Annotated in this window: 22 protein-coding genes; 2 read left to right on the forward strand and 20 right to left on the reverse strand. The window is 60.7% G+C overall.

Translation table 11 applies throughout. From position 1 onward, the window contains the following. From ABN482_RS13745 to ABN482_RS13840, 20 genes are all read right to left on the reverse strand, one after another. Positions 1-401, reverse strand: a 401-nt coding sequence (locus tag ABN482_RS13745; RefSeq protein ID WP_349504515.1) for an NADH-quinone oxidoreductase subunit H, incomplete at its 3' end; no start/stop codon positions are given. Further along, a complete protein-coding gene (gene nuoG, locus ABN482_RS13750; protein WP_349504516.1) occupies positions 401-2,731 on the reverse strand; it encodes an NADH-quinone oxidoreductase subunit NuoG in 2,331 nt (776 codons plus the stop codon). The genes nuoG and ABN482_RS13745, both read right to left, overlap by 1 nt. 14 nt (positions 2,732-2,745) lie before the next feature. Continuing rightward, entirely contained in the window at positions 2,746-4,080 is a 1,335-nt protein-coding gene (gene nuoF / locus ABN482_RS13755) for an NADH-quinone oxidoreductase subunit NuoF (RefSeq protein WP_349504517.1), read from the reverse strand. Then, positions 4,077-4,619, reverse strand: a complete 543-nt coding sequence (nuoE, locus tag ABN482_RS13760) for an NADH-quinone oxidoreductase subunit NuoE (RefSeq protein WP_349504518.1) — start codon at positions 4,617-4,619, stop codon at positions 4,077-4,079. The genes nuoF and nuoE overlap by 4 nt, the downstream gene beginning before the upstream one ends. A gap of 95 nt (positions 4,620-4,714) precedes the next feature. After that, entirely contained in the window at positions 4,715-5,971 is a 1,257-nt protein-coding gene (locus ABN482_RS13765; RefSeq protein ID WP_349504519.1) for an NADH-quinone oxidoreductase subunit D, read from the reverse strand. 2 nt (positions 5,972-5,973) lie between these two features. Then, positions 5,974-6,567, reverse strand: coding sequence for an NADH-quinone oxidoreductase subunit C (locus ABN482_RS13770; protein ID WP_349504520.1), 594 nt, complete (start codon positions 6,565-6,567; stop codon positions 5,974-5,976). A gap of 21 nt (positions 6,568-6,588) precedes the next feature. After that, positions 6,589-7,065: a NuoB/complex I 20 kDa subunit family protein gene (locus ABN482_RS13775; protein ID WP_109061867.1), complete on the reverse strand. Its 477-nt coding sequence runs from the start codon at positions 7,063-7,065 to the stop codon at positions 6,589-6,591. A gap of 20 nt (positions 7,066-7,085) precedes the next feature. Continuing rightward, positions 7,086-7,445, reverse strand: a complete 360-nt coding sequence (locus ABN482_RS13780) for an NADH-quinone oxidoreductase subunit A (RefSeq protein WP_143858665.1) — start codon at positions 7,443-7,445, stop codon at positions 7,086-7,088. A 342-nt stretch (positions 7,446-7,787) separates the two neighbouring features. Further along, the gene (locus tag ABN482_RS13785; protein WP_349504521.1) at positions 7,788-8,951 is read right to left on the reverse strand and encodes a porin; all 1,164 of its coding nucleotides are present in this window, start codon (positions 8,949-8,951) and stop codon (positions 7,788-7,790) included. 231 nt (positions 8,952-9,182) lie between these two features. Then, positions 9,183-10,259: a histidinol-phosphate transaminase gene (hisC, locus tag ABN482_RS13790; RefSeq protein WP_349504522.1), complete on the reverse strand. Its 1,077-nt coding sequence runs from the start codon at positions 10,257-10,259 to the stop codon at positions 9,183-9,185. Next, entirely contained in the window at positions 10,260-11,705 is a 1,446-nt protein-coding gene (der, locus tag ABN482_RS13795) for a ribosome biogenesis GTPase Der (protein ID WP_349504523.1), read from the reverse strand. A gap of 4 nt (positions 11,706-11,709) precedes the next feature. Continuing rightward, positions 11,710-12,879 (reverse strand): outer membrane protein assembly factor BamB, encoded by a 1,170-nt coding sequence (bamB, locus tag ABN482_RS13800; RefSeq protein ID WP_349504524.1) that lies wholly within the window; start codon positions 12,877-12,879, stop codon positions 11,710-11,712. A 34-nt stretch (positions 12,880-12,913) separates the two neighbouring features. Next, on the reverse strand, positions 12,914-13,555 hold the full coding sequence (locus tag ABN482_RS13805) for a YfgM family protein (RefSeq protein WP_349504525.1): 642 nt from the start codon (positions 13,553-13,555) through the stop codon (positions 12,914-12,916). A gap of 52 nt (positions 13,556-13,607) precedes the next feature. Beyond that, positions 13,608-14,915, reverse strand: a complete 1,308-nt coding sequence (gene hisS, locus ABN482_RS13810; protein WP_349504526.1) for a histidine--tRNA ligase — start codon at positions 14,913-14,915, stop codon at positions 13,608-13,610. Continuing rightward, entirely contained in the window at positions 14,912-16,255 is a 1,344-nt protein-coding gene (gene ispG / locus ABN482_RS13815; protein ID WP_349504527.1) for a flavodoxin-dependent (E)-4-hydroxy-3-methylbut-2-enyl-diphosphate synthase, read from the reverse strand. Before ispG ends, hisS begins: the two co-directional genes overlap by 4 nt. A gap of 35 nt (positions 16,256-16,290) precedes the next feature. Further along, a complete protein-coding gene (locus ABN482_RS13820; protein WP_349504528.1) occupies positions 16,291-16,776 on the reverse strand; it encodes a helix-turn-helix domain-containing protein in 486 nt (161 codons plus the stop codon). Beyond that, complete coding sequence (rlmN, locus tag ABN482_RS13825; protein ID WP_349504529.1) at positions 16,773-17,924, reverse strand: dual-specificity RNA methyltransferase RlmN; 1,152 nt, start codon at positions 17,922-17,924, stop codon at positions 16,773-16,775. Before rlmN ends, ABN482_RS13820 begins: the two co-directional genes overlap by 4 nt. Before the next feature lie 20 nt (positions 17,925-17,944). Continuing rightward, positions 17,945-18,370: a nucleoside-diphosphate kinase gene (gene ndk, locus ABN482_RS13830; protein ID WP_349504530.1), complete on the reverse strand. Its 426-nt coding sequence runs from the start codon at positions 18,368-18,370 to the stop codon at positions 17,945-17,947. A 179-nt stretch (positions 18,371-18,549) separates the two neighbouring features. Next, on the reverse strand, positions 18,550-19,038 hold the full coding sequence (locus ABN482_RS13835) for a DUF6097 family protein (RefSeq protein ID WP_349504531.1): 489 nt from the start codon (positions 19,036-19,038) through the stop codon (positions 18,550-18,552). Positions 19,039-19,074: 36 nt separating this feature from the next. Beyond that, positions 19,075-19,632: a DUF6097 family protein gene (locus ABN482_RS13840; protein ID WP_349504532.1), complete on the reverse strand. Its 558-nt coding sequence runs from the start codon at positions 19,630-19,632 to the stop codon at positions 19,075-19,077. Positions 19,633-19,788: 156 nt separating this feature from the next. Between ABN482_RS13840 and ABN482_RS13845 the strand changes: the two genes are divergently transcribed. Next, the gene (locus ABN482_RS13845; protein WP_502877303.1) at positions 19,789-22,686 is read left to right on the forward strand and encodes a valine--tRNA ligase; all 2,898 of its coding nucleotides are present in this window, start codon (positions 19,789-19,791) and stop codon (positions 22,684-22,686) included. An 11-nt stretch (positions 22,687-22,697) separates the two neighbouring features. After that, positions 22,698-23,375, forward strand: a complete 678-nt coding sequence (locus ABN482_RS13850; protein ID WP_349504548.1) for a response regulator — start codon at positions 22,698-22,700, stop codon at positions 23,373-23,375. Positions 23,376-23,418 lie beyond the last annotated feature (43 nt).

Consider the following 23,418-nt stretch of genomic DNA (forward strand, 5'->3'; position numbering starts at 1 on the left):
GTGATCGCCATGATGTACAGCAGGCCGGCATTGACGTTGGCCAGCACCATGTCGGGGCCGAACGGCACCACCGCCCAGGCAGCCAGCGCCGGCATCAGCGTCACGACCGGAGCCAGGATGTACAGCACCTTGTTCGACTTGCTCGGCAGGATCACTTCCTTGGTGAGCAGCTTGAACACGTCGGCAAAGGGTTGCAGCAGGCCACGAAAACCAACCCGGTTGGGGCCGAGGCGGATGTGCATGGCACCGATCATCTTGCGCTCCCAGTATGTCAGGTACGCCACACACAGAATGATCGGCAAGGCAATGCAGACGATCTTGACCAGAGTCCAGACGATCAACCAGATCGTCGGACCGACCAGCGCAACAGCCTGCGCTTCGAGAGAACCGAGCCACTCCATCAGAGACGCTCCACACTGAGTTCGACCTGGCTGCCGCCCAGCGCGGCAGTCTGTTCAAAGGCGGCGGCAAGACGAATGCAGCCATCGGCCACGGTCTTGTCGAGTTCCGCCACGGTTTCGATGCTGCCCACCGGGCTGCCGACGCGGATTGGCGTGCCTGCTTCCAGCCCCAGCTCGGCCAGGGTGGCGGCATTGATGCCTGCCGCCGGCAGGCGCGAGACACGCATGGCCTGCAGCGATTCGGCGCGGCGCACGATGGCATCGCTGCGATAGATCGGCACATCACCCACGCGCTGCAGCTTGACCGGAGCCGATGCCGATACGGCCGGCGCAGCCTTGATACCGTTCGACAGTGCGGCGCGGATATTGCCACCCAGCACACTGTCGCGTACGGTTTCGGAGGTTTCTTCGTCGAAACCTTCCAGGCCCAGCACATTGCCCAGTACACGCAGTACCTTCCAGCCTGGTCGTGCCTGTCCCTTCGGGGCAGTCGCGCCCTTGAAGCTCTGTGCCAGCCCCTGGGCGTTGACGAAAGTGCCCGAGGTTTCGGTAAACGGCGTCACCGGCAACATGACATGCGCCCAGTCTTCGGCCACCGAACGATAGGGCGTGAGTGCCACGGCAAACTGTGCGGCCTGCAGTGCGGCGATGGCCTTGGCTCCGTTGTCGGCGTCAAGCACCGGCTCGGCATGCAGGACCACATAGGCGTTGAGCGGCTCGGACAGCATGGAAGCCGCATTACGGCCGCCCTTGCCCGGTGTTGCGCCCGCCAGGTAGCCGCCGACAGTGTTGCCACCAGCCCCCAGGAAGCCCAGTGTGCCCCCTGCCAGTTCGGCCAGCGCAGCCGCATTGGCGGCCAGCGTACTGGCCTGCACATGCGACAGTGCCTGGTTGCCGAGCAATACGGCAACCTTTTCGCCCGACGCCAGGCTGGCGGCGATAGCACGCGCCGTCTCGCCGGCCTCGATCGTACCGGCCCATTGCGGCACCGGAAGTTCCTTGGTCTTGGCCAGGGCGACCACGACCTGCGCAACGCTATCCAGCCATTGGGCAGGAGCCACGGTCAGGCGGCCGGTCACAGGCAGCAGCGGATCTTCGGCCAGTGCATCGATGAACGATACCTGCGTGCCACGCTTGGCAGCCTGGCGCAGGCGCTGTGCCAGCAGCGGATGTTCGGCGCGGATTGCCGAGCCGATCACCAGCACGCGATCGACGCTGTCGAGATCGGCAATATCCATGCCCAGCCAGGGCGTGCCCTCGAGGGCGGCATCGAAGCCTTCGTCGGTCTGGCGCAGGCGGAAATCGACATTCTCGGAACCCAGTGCACGCATCAGGCGTGCCAGCAGGGCATATTCCTCGGTCGTGGCATATTCGGAGGCCAGTGCGCCGATGCCGGCACCACCCGCATGCTCGCGCACATCCTTGAGGCCTTCGGCCACGGCGGTCAGCGCATCCGACCAGGATACTTCACGCCATTCACCGCCGCAGGCCCGCACCATCGGTGCCGTCAGGCGATCATCGCTGTTGATGCCTTCATACGAGAAACGGTCGCGATCGCTGATCCAGCACTCGTTGACGGCGTCGTTCTCGAACGGCACCACGCGCAGCACCTTCTCGCCCTTGACCTGGACCACCAGATTGGCCCCGACGCTGTCGTGCGGGCTGACCGAACGGCGACGTGCCAGTTCCCAGGTACGTGCCTGGTAGCGGAACGGCTTGGATGTCAGGGCACCGACCGGACAGATGTCGATCATGTTGCCCGACAACTCGGACTCGACAGCTCGCCCCACGAATGACGTGATTTCCGAGTGCTCGCCGCGGCCCAGCATACCCAGTTCCATGACGCCGGCAATTTCCTGGCCGAAGCGCACGCAACGCGTACAGTGGATGCAGCGGCTCATTTCCTCGGCCGAGACCAGCGGCCCCAGGCTCTTGTGGAATACCACGCGCTTTTCTTCTTCGTAGCGCGAATAGGACTGGCCATAACCTACTGCCAGATCCTGGAGCTGGCACTCGCCACCCTGATCACAGATCGGGCAATCGAGCGGGTGGTTGATCAGCAGGAACTCCATCACGCTCTTCTGGGCCGCCACGGCCTTTTCGGATTGCGTGTGGACCACCATGCCGTTGGTGACCGGGGTGGCGCAGGCCGGCAGGGCCTTGGGCGCCTTTTCCACTTCGACCAGACACATGCGGCAGTTGGCCGCGATGGACAGTTTCTTGTGGTAGCAGAAGTGCGGCACGTAGGTCCCAAGCTTGTGGGCCGCATGCATGACCATGCTGCCTTCGGGGACTTCGACCGACTTGCCGTCTATGGTGAGTTCAACCATGGCTGTTCCTGAACCTACAGATAACTTGGCACCACACAGTGCTTGTGCTCGATGTGGTATGCAAATTCGTCGCGATAATGCTTGAGGAAGCCGCGCACCGGCATGGCTGCGGCATCGCCCAGCGCACAGATGGTACGGCCCATGATGTTGCCGGCCACCGAGTCGAGCAGGTCCAGATCTTCCGGACGGCCCTGCCCTTCCTCGATGCGCTTGACTACGCGGTAGAGCCAGCCCGTGCCTTCACGGCAAGGCGTGCACTGGCCGCAGCTTTCCTCGAAATAGAAATAGGACAGGCGCAGCAGCGACTTGACCATGCAGCGAGTCTCGTCCATCACGATGACGGCCCCCGAACCCAGCATGGAACCTGCCTTGGCGATGGCATCGTAATCGAGCGTCAGGCCCATCATGATGTCACCGGGGATAACCGGCGAACTGGAGCCCCCCGGGATCACAGCCTTGAGCTTGCGGCCACCGCGCATGCCGCCCGCCAGCTCAAGCAGCTTGGAGAACGGCGTACCCAGCGGCACTTCATAGTTGCCTGGCAGTTCGACATCACCGGAAATCGAGAACAGCTTGGTGCCGCCCGCATTGGGGATGCCTGCCTCGAGATATTTCTGTCCACCATTGCGGATGATCCACGGCACGGCCGCGAATGTCTCGGTATTGTTGATGGTGGTCGGCTTGCCATACAGGCCGAAGCTGGCAGGGAACGGCGGCTTGAAGCGCGGTTGCCCTTTCTTGCCTTCCAGCGATTCGAGCAGCGCGGTTTCCTCGCCACAGATGTAGGCACCATAGCCATGGTGCGCATGCAGCTGGAAGCTGAACTCACTGCCCAGGATCCTGTCACCCAGGAAGCCGGCGGCACGCGCCTCTTCCAGTGCTTCTTCGAAACGTTCGTAGACCTCGAAGATTTCACCGTGAATGTAGTTGTAGCCGACGGTGATGCCCATGGCATAGGCGGCAATCGCCATGCCTTCGATCACGATATGCGGATTGAAGCGCAGGATATCGCGATCCTTGAAGGTGCCGGGCTCGCCCTCATCGGAGTTGCAGACCAGATACTTCTGACCTGGAAAGTTACGGGGCATGAAGCTCCACTTCAGGCCGGTCGGAAAACCCGCACCGCCACGACCGCGCAGCGAGCCGGCCTTGACCTCGGCAATGACTTCTTCCTGCGTCATGCCGGTGCTCAGGATCTTGCGCAGCGCCTCATAGCCGCCGCGCTCGACATAATCCTTGAGACGCCAATTGTTGCCATCGAGGCCAGCCATGATCTGCGGCTCGAGGTGCCGGCCATGCAGGCACATCGATCGTGACAGGTCGGCTGCGTCGAAAGTCAGACCACTCATGATGCCGCTCCTTCTGCACCGTTCGAACCAGGCACGGCATCCATGCCGCTGGCCTGGGCCTGACGCTTGAGATCTTCGACCAGGATATCCACCTGATCTTCGGTCATCCGCGTGCACATCTGATGATTGTTCTTCAGCATGACCGGGGCATCGCCGCAGGCACCCATGCATTCGCCCTCAACCAGCGTGAACAGGCCATCTGCCGTGGTTTCCCTGAACCCGATGCCCAGCTTGCGCTTGAGATAGTCTGCAGTCTGTTCACCACCGCGCAAGGCACAGGGCAGATTGGTGCAGACCGTCAGCTTGAAGCGACCGACCGGCTTGAGATCGTACATGTTGTAGAAAGTCGCCACTTCCTGCACCGCAATGGGCGGAATGCCGATGTAGCCGGCGAGGTCTTCAATGACCTCTGCCGACACCCAGCCACGCTCCTGCTGGGCGATCCTCAATGCCGACATGGTGGCTGAGATCCGCTGATCAGCCGGGTACTTGGCAAGCTCGCGATCTATGCGCTGGTAAGCCTGTTCGGATAGCAACATGGTTCAAGTCCGAGTTAAACATTCTCTTCGACTGCCCCGTCCGAAGACGGAGATGATCGAAGCGAACGGCGTTCTTCCTCTGTCCGGAAATCCGGTCAGCGGTCGATTTCGCCAAAAACAATATCCTGGGTACCGATGATGGTGACGGCATCTGCCAGCATGTGACCACGCGACATTTCGTCGAGTGCCTGCAGATGCACGAAACCCGGTGCCCGGATCTTGAGACGATAAGGCTTGTTGGCTCCATCCGAAACCAGATAGATGCCGAATTCACCCTTGGGATGCTCGACAGCCGCGTAGGCCTCGCCCGGCGGCACATGAAAACCTTCGGTAAAGAGCTTGAAGTGGTGGATCAGCTCTTCCATGTTGGTTTTCATGCCGACACGCTGAGGCGGCGCGACCTTGTGGTTGTCACTCATGACCGGACCGGGGTTGTTGCGCAACCACTCGATGCACTGCTTGACGATCCGGTTGCTCTGACGCATTTCGGCCACGCGCACCAGATAGCGGTCATAGCAATCACCGTTGACACCGACCGGCACATCGAAATCCACCAGATCGTAGACTTCGTAAGGCTGCATCTTGCGTATATCCCAGGCCACGCCGGATCCGCGCAACATCGGGCCGGTAAAGCCCAGGGCCTTGGCACGATCGGGATCGACCACACCGATATCGACCAGACGCTGTTTCCAGATACGGTTGTCGGTGAGCAGGGTTTCATACTCATCGACACAGGCCGGGAAACGGTTGGTGAAATCCTCGATGAAATCGAGCAGCGAACCGGACCGGGCCTCGTTCATGAGGCGCAGTTCCTTCTCGCCACGGAAGCGGCTGGTTTCGCCATACTGCGGCATGCTGTCAGGCAGATCACGGTAGACACCACCCGGACGATAATAAGCAGCATGCATGCGTGCACCCGAGACAGCCTCGTAGCAGTCCATCAGGTCTTCGCGCTCGCGAAAGGCATACAGGAACACGGCCATCGCACCGACGTCGAGTGCATGCGAGCCCAGCGACATCAGGTGATTCAGGATACGCGTGATCTCGTCGAACATCACGCGGATATACTGGGCCCGCAGCGGCGGTTCCACACCCAGCAGCTTTTCGATGGACAGGACGTAGGCGTGCTCGTTGCACATCATCGACACGTAATCCAGCCGGTCCATGTAGGGCAGTGCCTGCAGGAAGGTACGCTGCTCGGCCAGCTTCTCGGTCCCGCGATGCAGCAACCCGATATGTGGATCAGCCCGCTGGATCACTTCACCGTTGAGTTCCAGCACCAGACGCAACACACCGTGCGCAGCTGGATGCTGGGGACCGAAGTTCAGGGTGTAGTTCTTGATATCTGCCATGTTCAGCGCCCCACTCCATAACCGTCTTCGCGGATCACACGCGGGATATTCTCGCGGATCTCGACTGTGACGGGCTGATATACCACCCGCTTCTGCTCGGGGTCATAGCGCATTTCGACATTGCCCAGCACCGGAAAGTCCTTGCGGAACGGATGGCCGATGAAACCGTAGTCGGTCAGGATGCGACGCAGGTCAGGATGCCCTTCGAACATCACGCCATACAGGTCGAATGCTTCGCGCTCAAACCAGTTGACGGCGGGCCAGACATCCAGCAACGAGGCCACCACGGGAAATTCATCATCGGGAGCCCAGGCACGCACGCGCAGACGCCAGTTGTGCGTGACGGACAACAGATGGATCACCACACCGAAACGCAGGCCGGCGTGCTTGCCGTTGCCCCAGGCGGAGTAATCGACTACTGTCAGGTCAATACAGGTTTCAAAACGCAGTTGGGCGTCGTCGCGCAACTGCAGGGCAGTGGCGGTCCACTGTTCTGCCGGCACTTCGAGCGTCAGTTCGCCGAGCGCATCGATGATCTGCGCATTTTCGCCAAACGCAGCCAGCAGGTTTTGCTTGAGGGTTTCCAGTCGGGTCATGTCTGCTTCCTGACCGATGCCTTAGCGGGCAATGGTGTTGGTACGGCGGATCTTGTTCTGCATTTGCAGCAGACCGTAGACCAGCGCTTCGGCCGTGGGCGGACAGCCCGGCACGTAGATATCGACAGGCACGATGCGGTCGCAACCGCGCACCACCGAATATGAGTAGTGGTAGTAGCCACCGCCATTGGCACAGGAGCCCATCGAGACAACCCAGCGCGGCTCGGGCATCTGATCGTAGACTTTGCGCAATGCCGGTGCCATCTTGTTGCACAGGGTGCCGGCCACGATCATCAGATCGGACTGACGCGGGCTGGGACGAAAAATGATGCCGAACTGGTCGAGATCGTAGCGCGCCGCACCGGCGTGCATCATCTCGACCGCACAACAGGCCAGACCGAAGGTCATGGGCCACATCGAACCGGTCTTCGCCCAGTTGAGGAACTTGTCCGCACTGGTGGTCACGAAACCTTGCTTGAGAATGCCGTCTATTGCCATGATTTACCTCAGCCCCGGGATCAATCCCAGTCGAGCGCGCCTTTTTTCCATTCGTAGATGAAGCCCACTGTCAGGACCAGCAGGAAAACCATGACTGTCCAGAATCCGACCAGCCCAACCGTACCGTAGGCGATGGCCCAGGGAAACAGGAAAGCGATTTCAAGGTCGAACAGGATGAACAGGATGGCGACCAGGTAGTACCGCACATCGAACTGCATGCGCGCATCGTCGAATGCCTCGAAACCGCACTCGTACGGCGACAATTTCTGATCGTCGGGACGATTGGGCCCCAGCAGCGCGCCCGCGCCGATCAGGGCAAACCCGATCAGCGTCGCCACGACAATAAAGAGCAGAACGGGGAAATATTGTTGCAGGTTCATTCAGGCATCCAGATAATGCGTAAACCTGTGGATTGTAGCATTTTACGACGAAGGCGATAGCTATAGACTTTCGTCAATGTCTGTACGTATGGGCTTGATTTATGAGCACATTCCAGACAGATGAGAGCGATTGCTTTTTATGATATACACATGAAAAAACAAATATTTTTCCCTGCAGGGAACCTGTGCACGACCGCACACACTAAGCCTCCCTACAAATTCCGAAAGAAAGCTGCCAATAACCCTGTGGGCCAATAAAAAACCGCCCCGAAGGGCGGTTTTTTTCTTCAAGCCAGCGCAAGCACTGGCATCAGGCATGCATAGCCAAGCTATGCAAGCTGATTAGAAGCGGTGACGCAGACCCACGATTGCTTGGGTAGCGGTCACGTCCTGGAAGGCGTAGCCCTTGATGTACGAACCGACAGCGTACACGTTGGTGCGCTTGGACAGGTCGTAGGTGTAGCCGATGGCGTAGTTGTTTTGCGTCTTGGCATCAGCAACTTCATCGATCAGATCACGCAGCTCGCCCTTGGCCTTCGATTGAGCCCAGCCAGCCATCAGCTTGCCGCCGCCCAGCGGAGCGCTAACACCAAACGCCCAGTTGTTGGCCTTGTAAACACTGTCGCCCCATGCTTCACGGAACTGGATCGCATTGATATCTTCCAGTTGAGCCGTATTGGAGTTGCTCATCGTACCGTTACGCTCTTGACCGTAAGCAGCATGCAGCTTCACAACTTCGAAGTCGTAGCTAGCAGCCAAGTTCCAAGCCTTGACTTTTTCGTCCAGGGTATCGCCACTCAGTTGCTCATAGGTTGCAGCCAGACCCAGAGGACCGTTGCTGTACAACAGACCGGTCGTAAGCAGCTTCAGGCTCGCGTCTGTATTATTGACGAGATCTCCATCAGCATTGAAAGTGTCGCCACCGGAAACCTTCCAGTCTTGACCCTTCACACCGAAGGAATAGCCAGCAGCGAAGGTGAAGCCGGAGAAGCTCGGGCTCACGTAGACGACGGTGTCATCAGCGCGGACCGTAGCGGCCGAGGTGAAGGTCTGGCCGATGGCGGCGTTGGCGAACGAATCACCGAACGGGCTGGCGATGCCGCTGTCAGCGATGAAGCGCGACGACACGTTGGTTTGGCGACCGAAGGTCAGCGAACCCCAGCTGTCGTTGGCCAGACCGATCGTGGCGTTACGACCAAACAGCTTGCCACCTTGTTGGCTTTCACCATCAGTCAGATTGAAGCCGCTTTCCAGTTGGAACACAGCGCGCAGGCCATCGCCCAGATCTTCCGAACCACGGAGACCCCAGCGATTGCCGGACTGAACGCCATCGTACAGACCGACACGACGGGTCTTGTTTGCCTGATCAGCCTCAGCGCTCTTGTTCTTGAACTGGGTGTAGCCGAAACCGGTGTCGATCAGGCCGTACAGGGTGACAGAAGTTTCTGCGTTGGCGACGCCGGCGAAACCGACGGTCAGAGCAGCAGCAAGCAGAGTCTTTTTCATGTAAGAAATCTCCGTAGATTGAGTAACCAGGGAAGCACATTACAACATGTGTACCGCCACCCCTTCTAACTCCGCGATGGGAAGTTGAGTGCTATTGCATCAAAAATTCACGCGGCTGGCTATTGCTAAGAACTGATAACTTCAATTTCCAGCCGGTTGTGTTGGTTTGCAGCAACACAACCTTGATACCAACCTGCGAACGCCGTCCGATGCATGACGGCTGTATTTCAGTCATTGCGCCAGGATTTCGCTCAGCGTGTCCAGCAGGCGTCGGCACTCGGCATCCTGGCCAACCGTGATCCGCAGGAAATGCTCGATGCGCGGATGTCCAAAATTCCTGACGATGATGCCGTGGTCACGCAAAGCTGCCGCCAGCGATACACCACTACGCTTCGGATGCCGTACAAAGACAAAATTGGCGCTCGAGGGCAACACGACAAACCCCTGCTGAAGCAGGCCTTCCACCAGCAGCCCCCGGCTCTTCTGGATGGCAGCGCAGATCTTGCGGAAATGCGCTTCGTCCTGCAGTGCGGCCACCGCCCCCGCTTGAGCCAGGGTATCCAGCGGGTAGGAGTTGAAGCTGTTCTTGACGCGGTTCAGGGCTTCGATCAGTCCGGGGTGTCCCAGCGCATAACCTACGCGCAGTCCCGCCAGTGCTCGCGACTTGGAAAAAGTATGCACGACCAGGAGGTTGGCATGCCGCGACAGCAGACTGACAGCCGATTCAGCACCAAAATCCACGTAGGCCTCATCCACGACCACGACGGCCTGCGGATTGGCGGACACGATGCCGTCGATCTGCTCCAGCGTCAGGGCAATGCCTGTCGGTGCATTGGGATTGGGCAAGATGATGCCCCCTGCCGGTACGCTTCGCGCCGTCGGCAGGTAGTCCCGGGGCTGAATGCGGAATTCGGTATCCAGCGGAACGGTTTCGTACTTGATCCCGTACAGGCCGCAATAGGTCGGATAGAAGCTATAGGTGATATCCGGGAACAGCAATGGGCCATCGTGCTTGAGCAACGCCTGGAAAGCGTGGGCAAGCACTTCGTCGGAGCCATTGCCAACGAAAACCTGCTCGCGCTGCAGGCCATGATAGCTTGCCAACGCCTGGCGCAGCACATCGGACTCGGGATCCGGATAACGCCGCAAGCCATCGGCGGCAGCCGCCCGAATGGCCTCCAGCGCACGGAACGATGGCCCGTAGGGATTTTCGTTGGTATTGAGCTTGAGCAGATTATGAATCTTGGGCTGCTCTCCCGGTACGTACGGCGTCAGCCCCTGGACAACCGCGCTCCAATAGCGACTCATTCAGTTACCTTGTGTATAGGGATTGCGGGAGGATTTGAATTCAATGCGCAATGGCGTGCCTGCCAGGTCGAACACATCGCGGAACTGGGTCTCGAGATAGCGGCGATACGAATCGCCTACATTGTCCAGACCACTGCCGTGGATGACGACCAGCGGAGGATTCTGCCCTCCCTGGTGCGCGTAGCGCATCTTGGGCCGGAAAATACCCTTTCGCGGCGGCGGTTGCTGCTCGATCGCCGCCTGCAAGGCGCGTGTCAGGCGTGGCGTGGACAGCTTTGCAAACGCTGCCGCATGCGCCGCCTCGACCGATTTCATCAGGCCCTTGATACCCTGGTGCCGCAATGCCGAAATCGTATGCATGCGCGCAAACGACAGAAAGCGGAGCTTGCGCTGGAACTCACGCTGGATCCATTCCCGTTGATCGCTGTCCAGACCATCCCATTTGTTGATGGCCACCACCAGCGCACGACCCGTTTCCAGAACAAAACCGGCGATATGGGCATCCTGCTCGGATATCTCGGTCTGCGCGTCGAGCATCAGCACCACGACATTGCTCGCCTCGATGGCCTGCAGCGTCTTGATGACGGAAAACTTTTCTATGCTTTCGAAGACCTTGCCGCGCTTGCGCAGGCCTGCTGTATCGATCAGGGTATAGGACTTGCCGCCCTGCTCGAATTCGATCTCGATGGCATCGCGCGTCGTGCCGGGCATATCGAATGCAATAACCCGTTCTTCGCCCAGCAGACTGTTGATCAGCGTCGACTTGCCGACATTGGGACGGCCCACGACCGCCAGCTTGACGCGATGACGCAGCGCAGCCTCGGCCCCCTCCTCTACTCCGCCCCCCGCTTCGACAGAAGCCTCGTCTATCGCCACAGCCTCCAGCACGGGCTCGGCTTCACTCCATGCCGGCGCATCCTCCTCGTCCTCGATGGGCTCAGGTGCCGCTACCCAGGGCGCAAGCGCCTTGTCGAGCAGTTCGGCCACGCCATCACCATGGGCGGATGAAATCGCATGGGGCTGCCCCAGGCCCAACTCATAAAAATCAGCCGTGGCAACGCCCGTAGTCATGCCTTCCACTTTGTTGACCGCCAGCAATACGGTCGGGCCTGCACGTCGCAACTGGCGGGCAATATCGTGATCCTGGGCGCTGATGCCAGCCCGGCCATCGACCAGGAAGATCACCACATCGGACTCGACGATGGCCTGTTGGGTCTGACGAGCCATTTCCTTGAGAATGCCATCCTTGGCAACCGGCTCGAAACCACCCGTATCGACCACAAGGTAGGGAACAGGGCCGATACGTCCGTGGCCATAGTGGCGGTCACGGGTCAGCCCGGGAAAATCGGCCACCAGTGCCGCTCGGGAGCGGGTCAGGCGGTTGAACAGCGTGGATTTGCCCACATTGGGGCGCCCCACCAGAGTCACGACAGGATGCATTGCCACGTATTTATTCCACCGACAGAAGAGTCAGGTCGCCATCGCCACGCTGCACCAGCACACCATTCGGGGTAGCCTGCAATGGCGAGACAACAGCACCACCGCCGACCGAGATACGCGCCAACTGGCGCCCATCGACTGGCGAAAGAAAATGCACGATACCCTGGTAATCACCCACGGCGACACTGTCGCCGGTTGCAGCGGGTGCCGAGAGCTGGCGGTTGCGCAGGGCATTCTGCCGCCACAGGTTGGCACCGCCATCCAGCGCGAAGGCATGCACCTCACCCTGCAGGTTGGCCGCATAGGCATTGCGACGATCCACCGTCATGCCCGAACTGCTCGAGAAATCCTTGGACCAGCGCAGCGTACCGCCCGCAGCGACATCAAAGCAGACAATTCGGCCCTGATAGGCCACGGCGCACATCAGCGGACCGGCCAACTGGGGCGCACCGACCACATCGGTCACACGTTCCAGATCACCCGCACCCTTGGGAACGGCAACCGTACCTTCCCACTGGACATTGCCCGTCGCCGCATCCAGTGCCAGGATTTTGCCGCCCGGCAGGCCCGTCAGCACCATGCCATCGATCATCACCATCTGCGTGCCGGCACGCACGGCAAGTGCCGGGCCCGGACGTTGCACGCTCCAGATCCGCTTGCCGGTCTCGGCATCGAAAGCCTGGATACGATAATCACCGCTGCGTACCACAACGATACCGTTGCCGACAGCAGGTGGAATCGACACTTCGCTGGTGGCATGGGCACGCCATTTTTCCTGGCCGGACGCATCCAGCGCAATGACCTCGCCACGCGGCGAAGCCACGACAACCAGTTGCCCATCGGAACCGACCCCTGCAGTCAGATCCGTATCGGTATCGATCACCCACTGCTGGCGGCCTGTGGCCAGTTCATACTTGGCGACCTTGCCGTTGGCCGTTGCCGCATAGACATCAGGTCCGACGATAGCTGGTGCGAAGCCCAGGCCACCACCACTGCCGAACGAGGCCGACCAGGCCTTGTTGACCACCAGCTCGGGAGCATATTCGGTCAGTTTGGCTGGTTCGTAACGTTCATCCGTGGACGAAAACAGCGAGCAGGCACCCAGCGCTGCAATGCCCAGCACGCAGGTCAGACGCCGTGCGGCACGGTAGGTGGGAACCAGATAATCATGCAGTTGCATAGGAATCCTTGATCGACAGAACAGCCCGGATGCCTCAGGCATCCGTATTGGGCAACGTTTCCAGCTTGAGACGAATCACGGCCGACTGAGGCTCGCCGGCACCCAGCGCATCGAGTGCCTGCTGCCATGCGACCCGCGCCTCATCCGGCTTGCCCTGTGCAGCCAGAATATCGCCACGACGATCCTCGAACAGGGCCAGGTAGGCCTGAGGCGCATTGACCAGTTGGCCCAGCGCTGCATCATAATCCTTCTGGTCGAGCAGCAGACTGGCCAGATTGAGCCTTGCCACCGGTGCCAATGCGGCATCGCCCGAGGCAATGACCCACTCCAGTTCGGCACGCGCCGCATCCGGTGCACCATTGTGTTGCAGCGCATGGGCCGCAGCCAGCGCACCACGACCCGCATAGGCGGTATCTGCATATTTTTCGCGCAGCACCTGGCTGGCGGAGCGGATGCGATCTACGGACTCCGGTCCCTGGTTGGACGAAGCAGATTCCAGCGCCTCGAAATAGCCCATCGCCTGATCAGCCTGGTGGCCTTGATACCACTGCCACCCACGCCAGCCAAGAACGGACAGGGCAAGCAGCAGCATGACGCCGACGATACCGGCACCGTAGCGCCCCCACCACGCCTTGAGCGCCTCCAGTTTTTCCTGTTCTTCGAGATCGTGTGCCATACACCTGTCCTAATCAATAATCAGTCTGTCGGGGGAAGATGAGCCGGCCCGCTCAGGCCAGATGCTCGGCCAGCGCCTGCGCCAGCGTGTCGAAGGGAATGCGGGTCTGCTGGCCGGCCACCTGCGCCTCGGTAGCCGACAGCACGTCGGCACGCAGATACTTGACGCTGGCCACACTCTGGGCCAGTTCATCATCACCCAGCACGACGGCAACCATTGCACCGCTGCCATCGGCCCGCTTGAACTGCGACTTGAAACTGCCCGTTCCGGCGTGCACGATCACGGCCAGCCCTGCATCGCGCAGTGCCTCGGCAAGCTGGGCTGCCCTGCGCTGAGCCGCATCTCCCTGATGAACGATATAGACCTGGCATTCAGGCGCTGCTTCGACCGGGCTTGCCTGGCTCCAGAGATCAAGCAGGCGTTCCATGCCGATCGCAAAACCAACGGCAGGCGCGGGTTTGCCGCCCAGCAGGCCGATCAGTCCATCATAGCGGCCACCGCCACACACCGTACCCTGGGCACCGAGCCGATTGGTCACCCATTCGAATACGGTCAGGTTGTAGTAATCAAGCCCGCGCACCAACCGGGGATTGAGTGTATAGCCAATGCCGGCATCATCCAGCCGCTGGCAGACGCCCTCGAAGTGCGCACGCGACTCAGCGCCCAGGAAATCGAACAGACGCGGTGCGCCGTTGGCCATTTCCTGCAAGGCCGGATTCTTGGTATCCAGCACGCGCAGCGGATTGCTGTACATGCGGCGCAGACCATCCTCATCAAGGATATCGCGATGGCGCTCCAGGTACTCGATCAGCGCAGCACGGTGCGCGGCACGCTCTTCGCTGGCCCCCAGCGAATTGAGCTCCAGGCGGATATCGTCCAGTCCGAGCAGCTTCCAGAGCCGCGCCAGCATGACGATCATCTCGGCATCGATATCAGGACCAGACATGCCCAGTGCCTCGACGCTGATCTGGTGGAACTGGCGATAGCGACCCCGCTGCGGGCGTTCATGGCGGAACACCTGACCCATGGTGTAGACGCGTTGCGGGCGATCGTAGATCAGATTGTGCTCGATGGTGGCACGCACGGCTCCTGCCGTGAATTCGGGCCGCAACGTCAGGGATTCGCCATTGAGGGAGTCCGTGAAGGTATACATTTCCTTCTCGACGATGTCGGTGACTTCGCCGATGCCGCGCGTGAACAGACGGGTCTGCTCCAGCACCGGCGTACGCATGTTGCGGTAGCCATACTGCTGCAGCCAATCGCGCACCAGCGCCTCGAAGCGTTCCCAGCGTGCGCCCTCGCCGGGCAGGATATCGTTCATGCCGCGGATGGCGGCGACTTTCTGGAAGGAAGTGCTCATATTGCCTGCGAATCTGCCTGTGTACAGGCGTCCTGCGCACCATAACGGCGCGCCACATAGTTCTCGACGATCGCCTGGAATTCCTCGGCGATGCGCTCACCCTTTAGTGTAACCGTGCGTTCGCCATCGACGAACACGGGTGCCGACGGCACCTCTCCTGTTCCCGGCAGGCTGATGCCGATATCGGCATGCCGGCTTTCGCCCGGCCCGTTCACGACGCACCCCATGACGGCCACGTTCATGTTCTCGACCCCCGGATAGCGGGTTTTCCAGACCGGCATCTGCTGGCGCAGGTAGGTCTGGATGCTGTCGGCCAATTCCTGGAAAAATGTGCTGCTGGTGCGTCCGCAACCGGGGCAGGCCACCACCATGGGGGTAAAGGCCCTCAAGCCCATGCTCTGGAGGATTTCCTGGGCAACGATGGCTTCACGCCCGCGATCGCCCCCCGGTTCGGGCGTCAGCGAAATGCGGATCGTATCGCCAATACCCTGCTGCATCAGCACCGACAGCGCTGCCGTGGAGGCCACGATGCCCTTGCTGCCCATGCCGGCCTCGGTCAGCCCCAAGTGCAGGGGATAATCACAGCGCGCCGACAGATCGCGATAGACCGAGATCAGGTCCTGCACATGGCTGACCTTGCAGGACAACACAATGGCATCGCCCGGCAACCCAAGCTCCTCGGCGCGACGGGCATTGCTGATGGCAGACACCACCAGGGCCTCGCGCATCAATGCCTGGGCCGACCAGGGCTGGGTGCGACGATTGTTGGCATCCATCATGCGGGCCATCAGCTCGTGATCGAGGCTGCCCCAGTTGACACCGATACGCACCGGCTTGCCGTAACGGCAGGCCACCTCGATCATTTTGGCAAAATTGTCGTCGCGGCGCTTGCCGCCACCCATATTGCCAGGATTGATACGGTACTTGGAAAGCGCCTGGGCGCATTCCGGAAAATCGGACAGCAATTTATGGCCGTTGTAGTGGAAATCACCGATCAAGGGCGTATCCACGCCCATGCGGTCGAGCTGCTCGCGAATGGCCGGCACCTCGGCAGCAGCTTCCGGGCTGTTGACCGTGATCCGCACCATCTCGGAACCCGCCAGCGTGAGTTCCTTGACCTGAATGGCCGTCGCCACGGCATCGGCAGTATCGGTATTGGTCATGGACTGGACCACGACCGGCGCGTCTGCGCCCACCCGGACCCGTCGTTCACCATGCTGCACGACTACCTGACGAGTCAGGCGTCGGGCCTGTGCGCCAGCGGCATCGGGTTCCGGCGCATGCTCGATGCGAGCTTCCAGCGCCTGCTGGTATGACTGCGCCGTCTCCAAGGATGCCATGTTGTGCACGTCTCCGGACATACGCCGCCCTCCTGTCAGTTGCCTTCGCCCGACCACCAGTCCGCAGGCAGCCAGCCTTGCCAACTGGCATAGGCCAATACCGCCGCGCATACCAGCAGCAGGGTAAACAGCCAGACCCAGCTGCCGACCTGGGCACGCTCACGGATATCGGGCACGCCCTTGGCCAGCACGCTTTCGCCGAGCCCGGCACCAGTCTTGCCGATCGCAGGCTCCAGCGCCTGCACCAGCGCCTGACCGTCAGCCCCCAGGAAGCGAGCATAGTTGCGAATCATGCCACGCAACGCCGTGCCCTTGGGCAGGACGTCCCAGCGCTCTTCCTCAAGCGCCTGGATCCGGCTGACCGGATGCTTCATATAGGCCGAGGCATCTTCCAGGGTCAATCCCTTGGATTCGCGCAGCGCCCTGAGGGCTGCACCAGCCCCTTGCCCATTGTCACTCAACCCCGTTGCCAGTTTCCTGGACAGGGATACTTCATCCGTGCGTTCAACGCTGCGCGTCATGCTCTAACCTCTTTGATCGGGATGGCAGCACGTGCCCCTGGCATCCGTTCGCTGATACGGGTGCGATCACGCACCTCACCGGCCAATTGCCCACAGGCGGCATCGATATCGTCGCCACGCGTCTTGCGCACCGTGGTGACCACGCCCGCATCCATCAGGATGCCGGCGAAGGCACGCACGCGCGCGGATGGCGAGCGCAACAGGCCGGACTGCGGGAAAGGGTTGAACGGAATCAGGTTGAACTTGCAGTGCAGTTGCCGGGCAATCCGGATCAGTTCCCGTGCATGCTGGTCATCGTCATTGACGCCATCCAGCATGACATATTCGAAAGTAATGAAATCCCGCGGCGCATGGTCGAGATAGCGCTCGCAGGCCGCCAGCAGTTCCTTGAGGGGATACTTGCGGTTGAGTGGCACCAGCCGGTCGCGCAACGCATCGTTGGGCGCATGCAGCGATACTGCCAGCGCCACGGGGCAATCCTTGGACAGACGATCCATCATCGGCACCACGCCTGACGTCGACACCGTCACCCGGCGACGCGACAGGCCATAGGCATTGTCGTCGAGCATCAGGTGCAGCGCATTGACCACCTGATCGTAGTTGAGCAAGGGCTCGCCCATGCCCATCATGACGACGTTGGTCACCAGCCGGGTATCGGACCCTTCGCGTACCGGCTCGCCACTGCGCGCCTGCGCCTCGGCCAGCACCCGCCGCGCCCACCACAGTTGACCGATGATCTCGCTGGTCTGCAGGTTGCGGTTGAAGCCCTGGTGCCCTGTCGAGCAAAACGGGCAGCCGACGGTACAGCCGGCCTGGCTGGAAATACACAACGTACCCCGGTCGTCCTCGGGGATGAATACGGTTTCGACGGCATTGTTCTGACCGACGTCGAACAGCCACTTGCGCGTGCCATCGGCCGACAGGTGTTCGGTCACGACGCCCGGCGCACTGATCATGCAATGCGCAGACAGGCTGGCGCGAAAATCCCGCGCCAGATCCGTCATGTCATCGAAGGAATCGACGCCACGCTGGTGTATCCAGCGCTGCAACTGCCGTGCACGAAAAGGCTTGCCGCCCCACTTTCCGACCAGGTCGGACAGTTCGGCGGGCGTCAGCCCCAGGAGGTTTTCTCTTACGGTATCGTTCACGGCAGATCTGTCGCAGCCGATCAGCGGCTGTGGATATTGAACTCGGGGAAGAAGAAGGCGATTTCGTTGCGCGCGGTTTCGGGCGCATCGGAACCGTGCACGGCGTTGGCGTCGATGCTGTCGGCGAAGTCAGCGCGGATGGTGCCGGCCTCGGCCTTCTTGGGATCGGTGGCACCCATCAGGTCGCGGTTCTTCTGGATGGCGTTTTCACCCTCGAGCACCTGCACGAACACCGGGCCGGAGATCATGAACTCGACCAGATCCTTGAAAAAGGGGCGTTCGGCATGAACGGCGTAGAAACGCTCGGCATCGGTACGGGACAGTTGCTGCAGACGGGCGGCGATGACCTTCAGGTCAGCCTGCTCGAAACGGGCAACGATCTGGCCGATCACGTTCTTGGCAACGGCATCGGGCTTGATGATGGAAAGCGTACGCTCTACGGACATGGAGAACTCCAGACAGAAACGATCAAAATCGGGGTGGAATCAGGCAGCATGCCTGGCAGGTCCGCCATGCAATCGTTGGTCTGCCTGAAAACAGAGGGATTCTAGGCACTATGCCCAGCCCATCATTCTATCATGACGGACGCACGCAGTACGCCCATCGTGCGCAGTCTGTCACACAGTCAGGCACCGCCAAACGGTGCCGCGGGTTCTGTCTTTTCAAAAAAGGCATCAGCCAATGCCAGCCTGACCTGCCCGGCCTTGTGACCAAGCCACTTCCAGTAGACCAGTATCGCTATTGCCAGCGCGGCCCACACCATCACCTGCGACGGATAGGCAGTCACAAAAAGGGCCAGTTGATGCACCACGGCATCCACACCCGACCCGACACCGAACATTTCCAGTCCGTAAGCCCCACCGGCAAGCAACATAAAAACAGCTACCGGCAAAAACACCACGATCATCCAGATCGTGCTCTTGCGAACCCTGGACTGCACATCACTGAACGCGGTAGACCCCATATAGCGCTCCAGTTCAAGCAGTTGCGGCCCCAGATCATCCCGCGATGCCACAGGCACTCGCTGCTGTTCGATGCGCTGATGCAGCGCCTTCAGCAACTCCGTATTTTCCATCGCACTGCCAAGGGCACTGGCAAAACCAAACAAACTCATGATTCATCTCACAAAAGACCCAAACATACCGACCACTCAAACACCGCCAAACGACGAAGTCCTGGCATAAAAAGCATCTATCAGCATTTTTCTTGCCTGCTCAGTCTTGCGCTTGAGCCCGTAGTAATAGAGAAACAGCCCCCCCATAACCACAAGCCACAGCACCAGCAACCACCAGGAATCCAGCAGAAATGCGTTGAACCTGTTCAACAAAGCCGTGCCACCCAAATGCAGCCCCAGCTTGTCGGTAAAGCGGTTGAACACCAAAAACAGCATATATATCAAGAAAGGGGATGCCATCACACCTCCCCAGATATTGGCCCGATTGGTTCGGGCCTGCAGCCCTGTCAAGGCCGACGTTCCCATGTACGAATCCAGATCGACCAACTGCGCCTCCATCTCGTCCCTGACGGCTACAGGCAGGCTCTGCTGTTCGATACGTTGGTGCAACTCTTTCAGGATTTGTGCCTCATCGACTGCGGCACCGGCATTCTTGCTACTTCCAAGCATATTCAAAGCTTCCCTATCTGTAAAAACACCCATCTCCCCAGAGGGGGAGGGGGGACGGATTTTAGAACATCCCCCGGAATTCATACATATCATTTCCAATCATCACAACCACAAGACATCCGCAACCGTCCTGGACTTCCTCCATCCCATCCTCTGCGTATTCACTTAGAATAACGGGTTGACTTTACAACTTCTGCCGCTGCGCGCCTCGCCGGCGACACGACATCTATTTCAGACGCAATGACCTCATCCACCGATCACAACGCCGAACTCCCCAAGAGCTTCGAACCCGCCGAACTGGAAGCCTACTGGTACCCCGAGTGGGAACGCCGGGGCTACTTTGCCGCAGGCCAGCACGTCAGTCCGGCCCAGGCCGACGCGGCAGCTCCCTACGTCATCCAGTTCCCGCCACCCAATGTGACCGGCACCCTGCACATGGGGCACGCCTTCAACCAGACCATCATGGATGGCCTGATCCGTTATCGGCGCATGGCCGGTGACGACACGGTCTTCGTGCCGGGCACCGACCACGCCGGCATCGCCACCCAGATCGTCGTCGAACGTCAGCTCGACGCGCAGAAAATCTCCCGCCATGACCTTGGCCGTGAAAAATTCACCGAAAAAGTCTGGGCCTGGAAAGAGCAGTCGGGCTCCACCATCACCCGTCAGGTGCGTCGCCTGGGTGCCTCGGCCGACTGGCCCCGCGAATACTTCACCATGGACGAGCGCATGTCGCGCGGCGTGGTCGAAACCTTCGTGCGGCTCTATCGCCAGGGCCTGATCTATCGCGGCAAGCGGCTGGTCAACTGGGATCCCAAGCTGCTGACTGCCGTTTCCGACCTCGAAGTGCAGATGGAGGAGACCGAAGGCCACCTGTGGCACATCCTCTACCCCTTCGCCGACGGCCCGCAGACCATCACCGACAGCGAAGGCAACCGTACCGAGCTGCGCGGCCTGACCGTGGCTACCACCCGGCCCGAAACCATGCTCGGCGACAATGCCGTCAGCGTCCATCCCGATGATGTGCGCTACAGCCATCTGGTCGGCAAGATGCTCGTCCTGCCTCTGAGCGGGCGTGAAATCCCGATCATCGCCGATGACTTCGTCGATCCGGCATTCGGTACGGGCTGCGTGAAAATCACCGGCGCCCACGACTTCAACGACTATGCCTGCGCACAACGCCACGATCTGCCGCTGATCAACATCCTGACGCTGGATGCCCGCATCAACGACAACGCCCCCGAGCAGTTCCGGGGCCTGGACCGCTTCGACGCCCGCAAGGCCGTGGTCGCGGAACTCGAAACCCAGGGCTGGCTGGTCAAGGTCGACAAGCACACCATGATGCAACCCAAGGGCGACCGGACCGGCGTCGTCCTCGAGCCCATGCTGACCGACCAGTGGTTCGTGGCCATGAGCAAGGCCGCCCCGGAAGGCACCTTCCATCCCGGCAAAAGCATCACCCAGGTCGCACTCGATGCCGTCGCCAAGGGCGATATCAAGTTCTATCCAGAGAACTGGACCACGACCTACAACCAGTGGCTGGAAAACATCCAGGATTGGTGCATTTCACGCCAGCTCTGGTGGGGCCACCAGATCCCGGCCTGGCACAGCGAAGACGGCCAGGTATTCGTGGCCCACACCGAAGAAGAAGCACTGGCCCAGGCCCGCGAAGCCGGCGTGGCCGGTCCGCTGACACGCGATGCCGATGTGCTGGACACCTGGTTCTCCTCGGCCCTGGTGCCTTTCACCACCATGGGCTGGCCCGAAAAGACGCCCGATCTTGAGCGCTACCTGCCCTCCAGCGTCCTGGTCACCGGCTTCGACATCATTTTCTTCTGGGTCGCCCGCATGGTCATGATGTCGACCCACCTGACCGGCCAGATCCCGTTCAAGCATGTGTATGTGCACGGCCTGATCCGCGATGCCGACGGCCAGAAAATGAGCAAGTCCAAGGGCAACACGCTCGACCCGGTCGACCTCATCGACGGCGTTGACCTCGAAACCCTGGTTCAGAAACGCACCACCGGCCTGATGAATCCCAGGCAGGCCGGCGATATCGAGAAAAAGACCCGCAAGACCTATCCCGACGGTATCCCCGCATTCGGCACCGATGCGTTGCGCTTTACCATGGCCGCCTATGCCACGCTGGGCCGCAACATCAACTTCGACCTCAAGCGCTGCGAAGGCTACCGCAACTTCTGCAACAAGCTCTGGAACGCGACACGCTTCGTGCTGATGAACACCGAAGGCCATGCGCTTGGCCTGGAACGAGCCGACAGCCCGGAGGCTTCGCAGGCCGAACTGTCCTTCGCCGATCGCTGGATCATCAGCCTGCTGCAAAAACTCGAGGCTGACATCGAGCGGGGCTTTGCCGACTACCGTTTTGACAACATTGCCAATGCACTGTACCGCTTTGTCTGGGACGAATACTGCGACTGGTACCTTGAACTGGCCAAGGTACAGATCCAGACCGGCACGCCGGCACAGCAACTGGGCACCCGACGCACCCTGATCCGGGTACTCGAGGTCACATTGCGACTGGCGCACCCGATCATTCCGTTCATCACCGAGGCACTGTGGCAGAAGGTATCGCTGGTGGCCGGCAAGCGTCGCACCGACGAGACCAGCAGCGTCAGCATCCAGCCCTACCCCCAGGCCAATCCTGCTGCCATCGACGAAGCAGCCGAAGCCGACATGGCAGAACTCAAGGCACAGATCGAAGCCGTACGCGCACTGCGCGGCGAGATGAGTCTGTCGCCCGCCCAGCGCGTGCCGCTGATCGCGACCGGCAACCAGACCGTGCTGGCACGCAACCAGGGCTACCTGGCCGCACTGGCCAAGCTGTCCGAAGTGCAGATTGCCGACACCCTGCCCGATCTGGGTGCCCCCGTACAGGTAGTCGGTGACAACCGCCTGATGCTGCACGTCGAAATCGACGTGGCCGCCGAGCAGGCACGGCTGGACAAGGAAATCGAACGACTTGAAAAGGAAATCGGCAAGGCCGAAGGCAAGCTGTCGAATGCCAGCTTCGTCGAACGTGCACCAGCCACCGTCGTCGAGCAGGAAAAGGCGCGCCTGGTCCAGTTCCAGGACACCCTGGTACGCGTGCGCGAACAGCGCAGCCGGCTCAAGGGCTGATCATGGCATCCCTGCGTATCCTGCTGGTCGAAGACGATGCCCTGCTGGGTGACGCTATCCAGACCGGCCTGCAACAGGATATGCAGGCCACGATTGACTGGGCCCGCGATACCGCGACGGCCCGCATCAGTCTGGCACCCGGGCATGAGTACCAGGCCGTGCTACTCGACATCGGCCTGCCGGATGCCTCCGGGCTGCAGGTGCTGAGCCACCTGCGCGACCGCTACGATGCCACGCCCGTCCTGATCGTGACAGCACGCGATCAGGTCAGCGAGCGCATCGCAGGACTGGATGCCGGCGCCGACGACTATGTCGTCAAGCCTTTCCAGCTTGATGAGCTGAGCGCCCGGTTGCGTGCCGTGATCCGTCGCAGTCAGCAGACCGTCACGCCCCAGCTGCAGATTCGCGATATTGTCATCGAGCCCGCACGACGCCAGGTCTACCGGGCCGGCCGCCTGGTGTCGCTCAGCGAGCATGAGTACCGCACACTGCTGGCCCTGCTGGAAAGTCGGGGTCGCACCCTGGCGCGCGAGCATCTCGAAGATGCCGTCTATGGCAACCACGGCACTATCGAAAGCAACACGGTGGCAGTCTACATCCACCAGTTGCGCCGCAAGCTGGGCAACGACCTGATCCAGACCGTACATGGCAGCGGCTACCGCATCGATGCGTCGAGCAACGGCGACTGACACCTGCCCACACAGAGCCTCACCACAGGCTTCAACTGGAGAC

It is taken from the genome of Corticimicrobacter sp. (genome assembly GCF_040137905.1).
Classification (GTDB): domain Bacteria; phylum Pseudomonadota; class Gammaproteobacteria; order Burkholderiales; family Burkholderiaceae_B; genus Corticimicrobacter.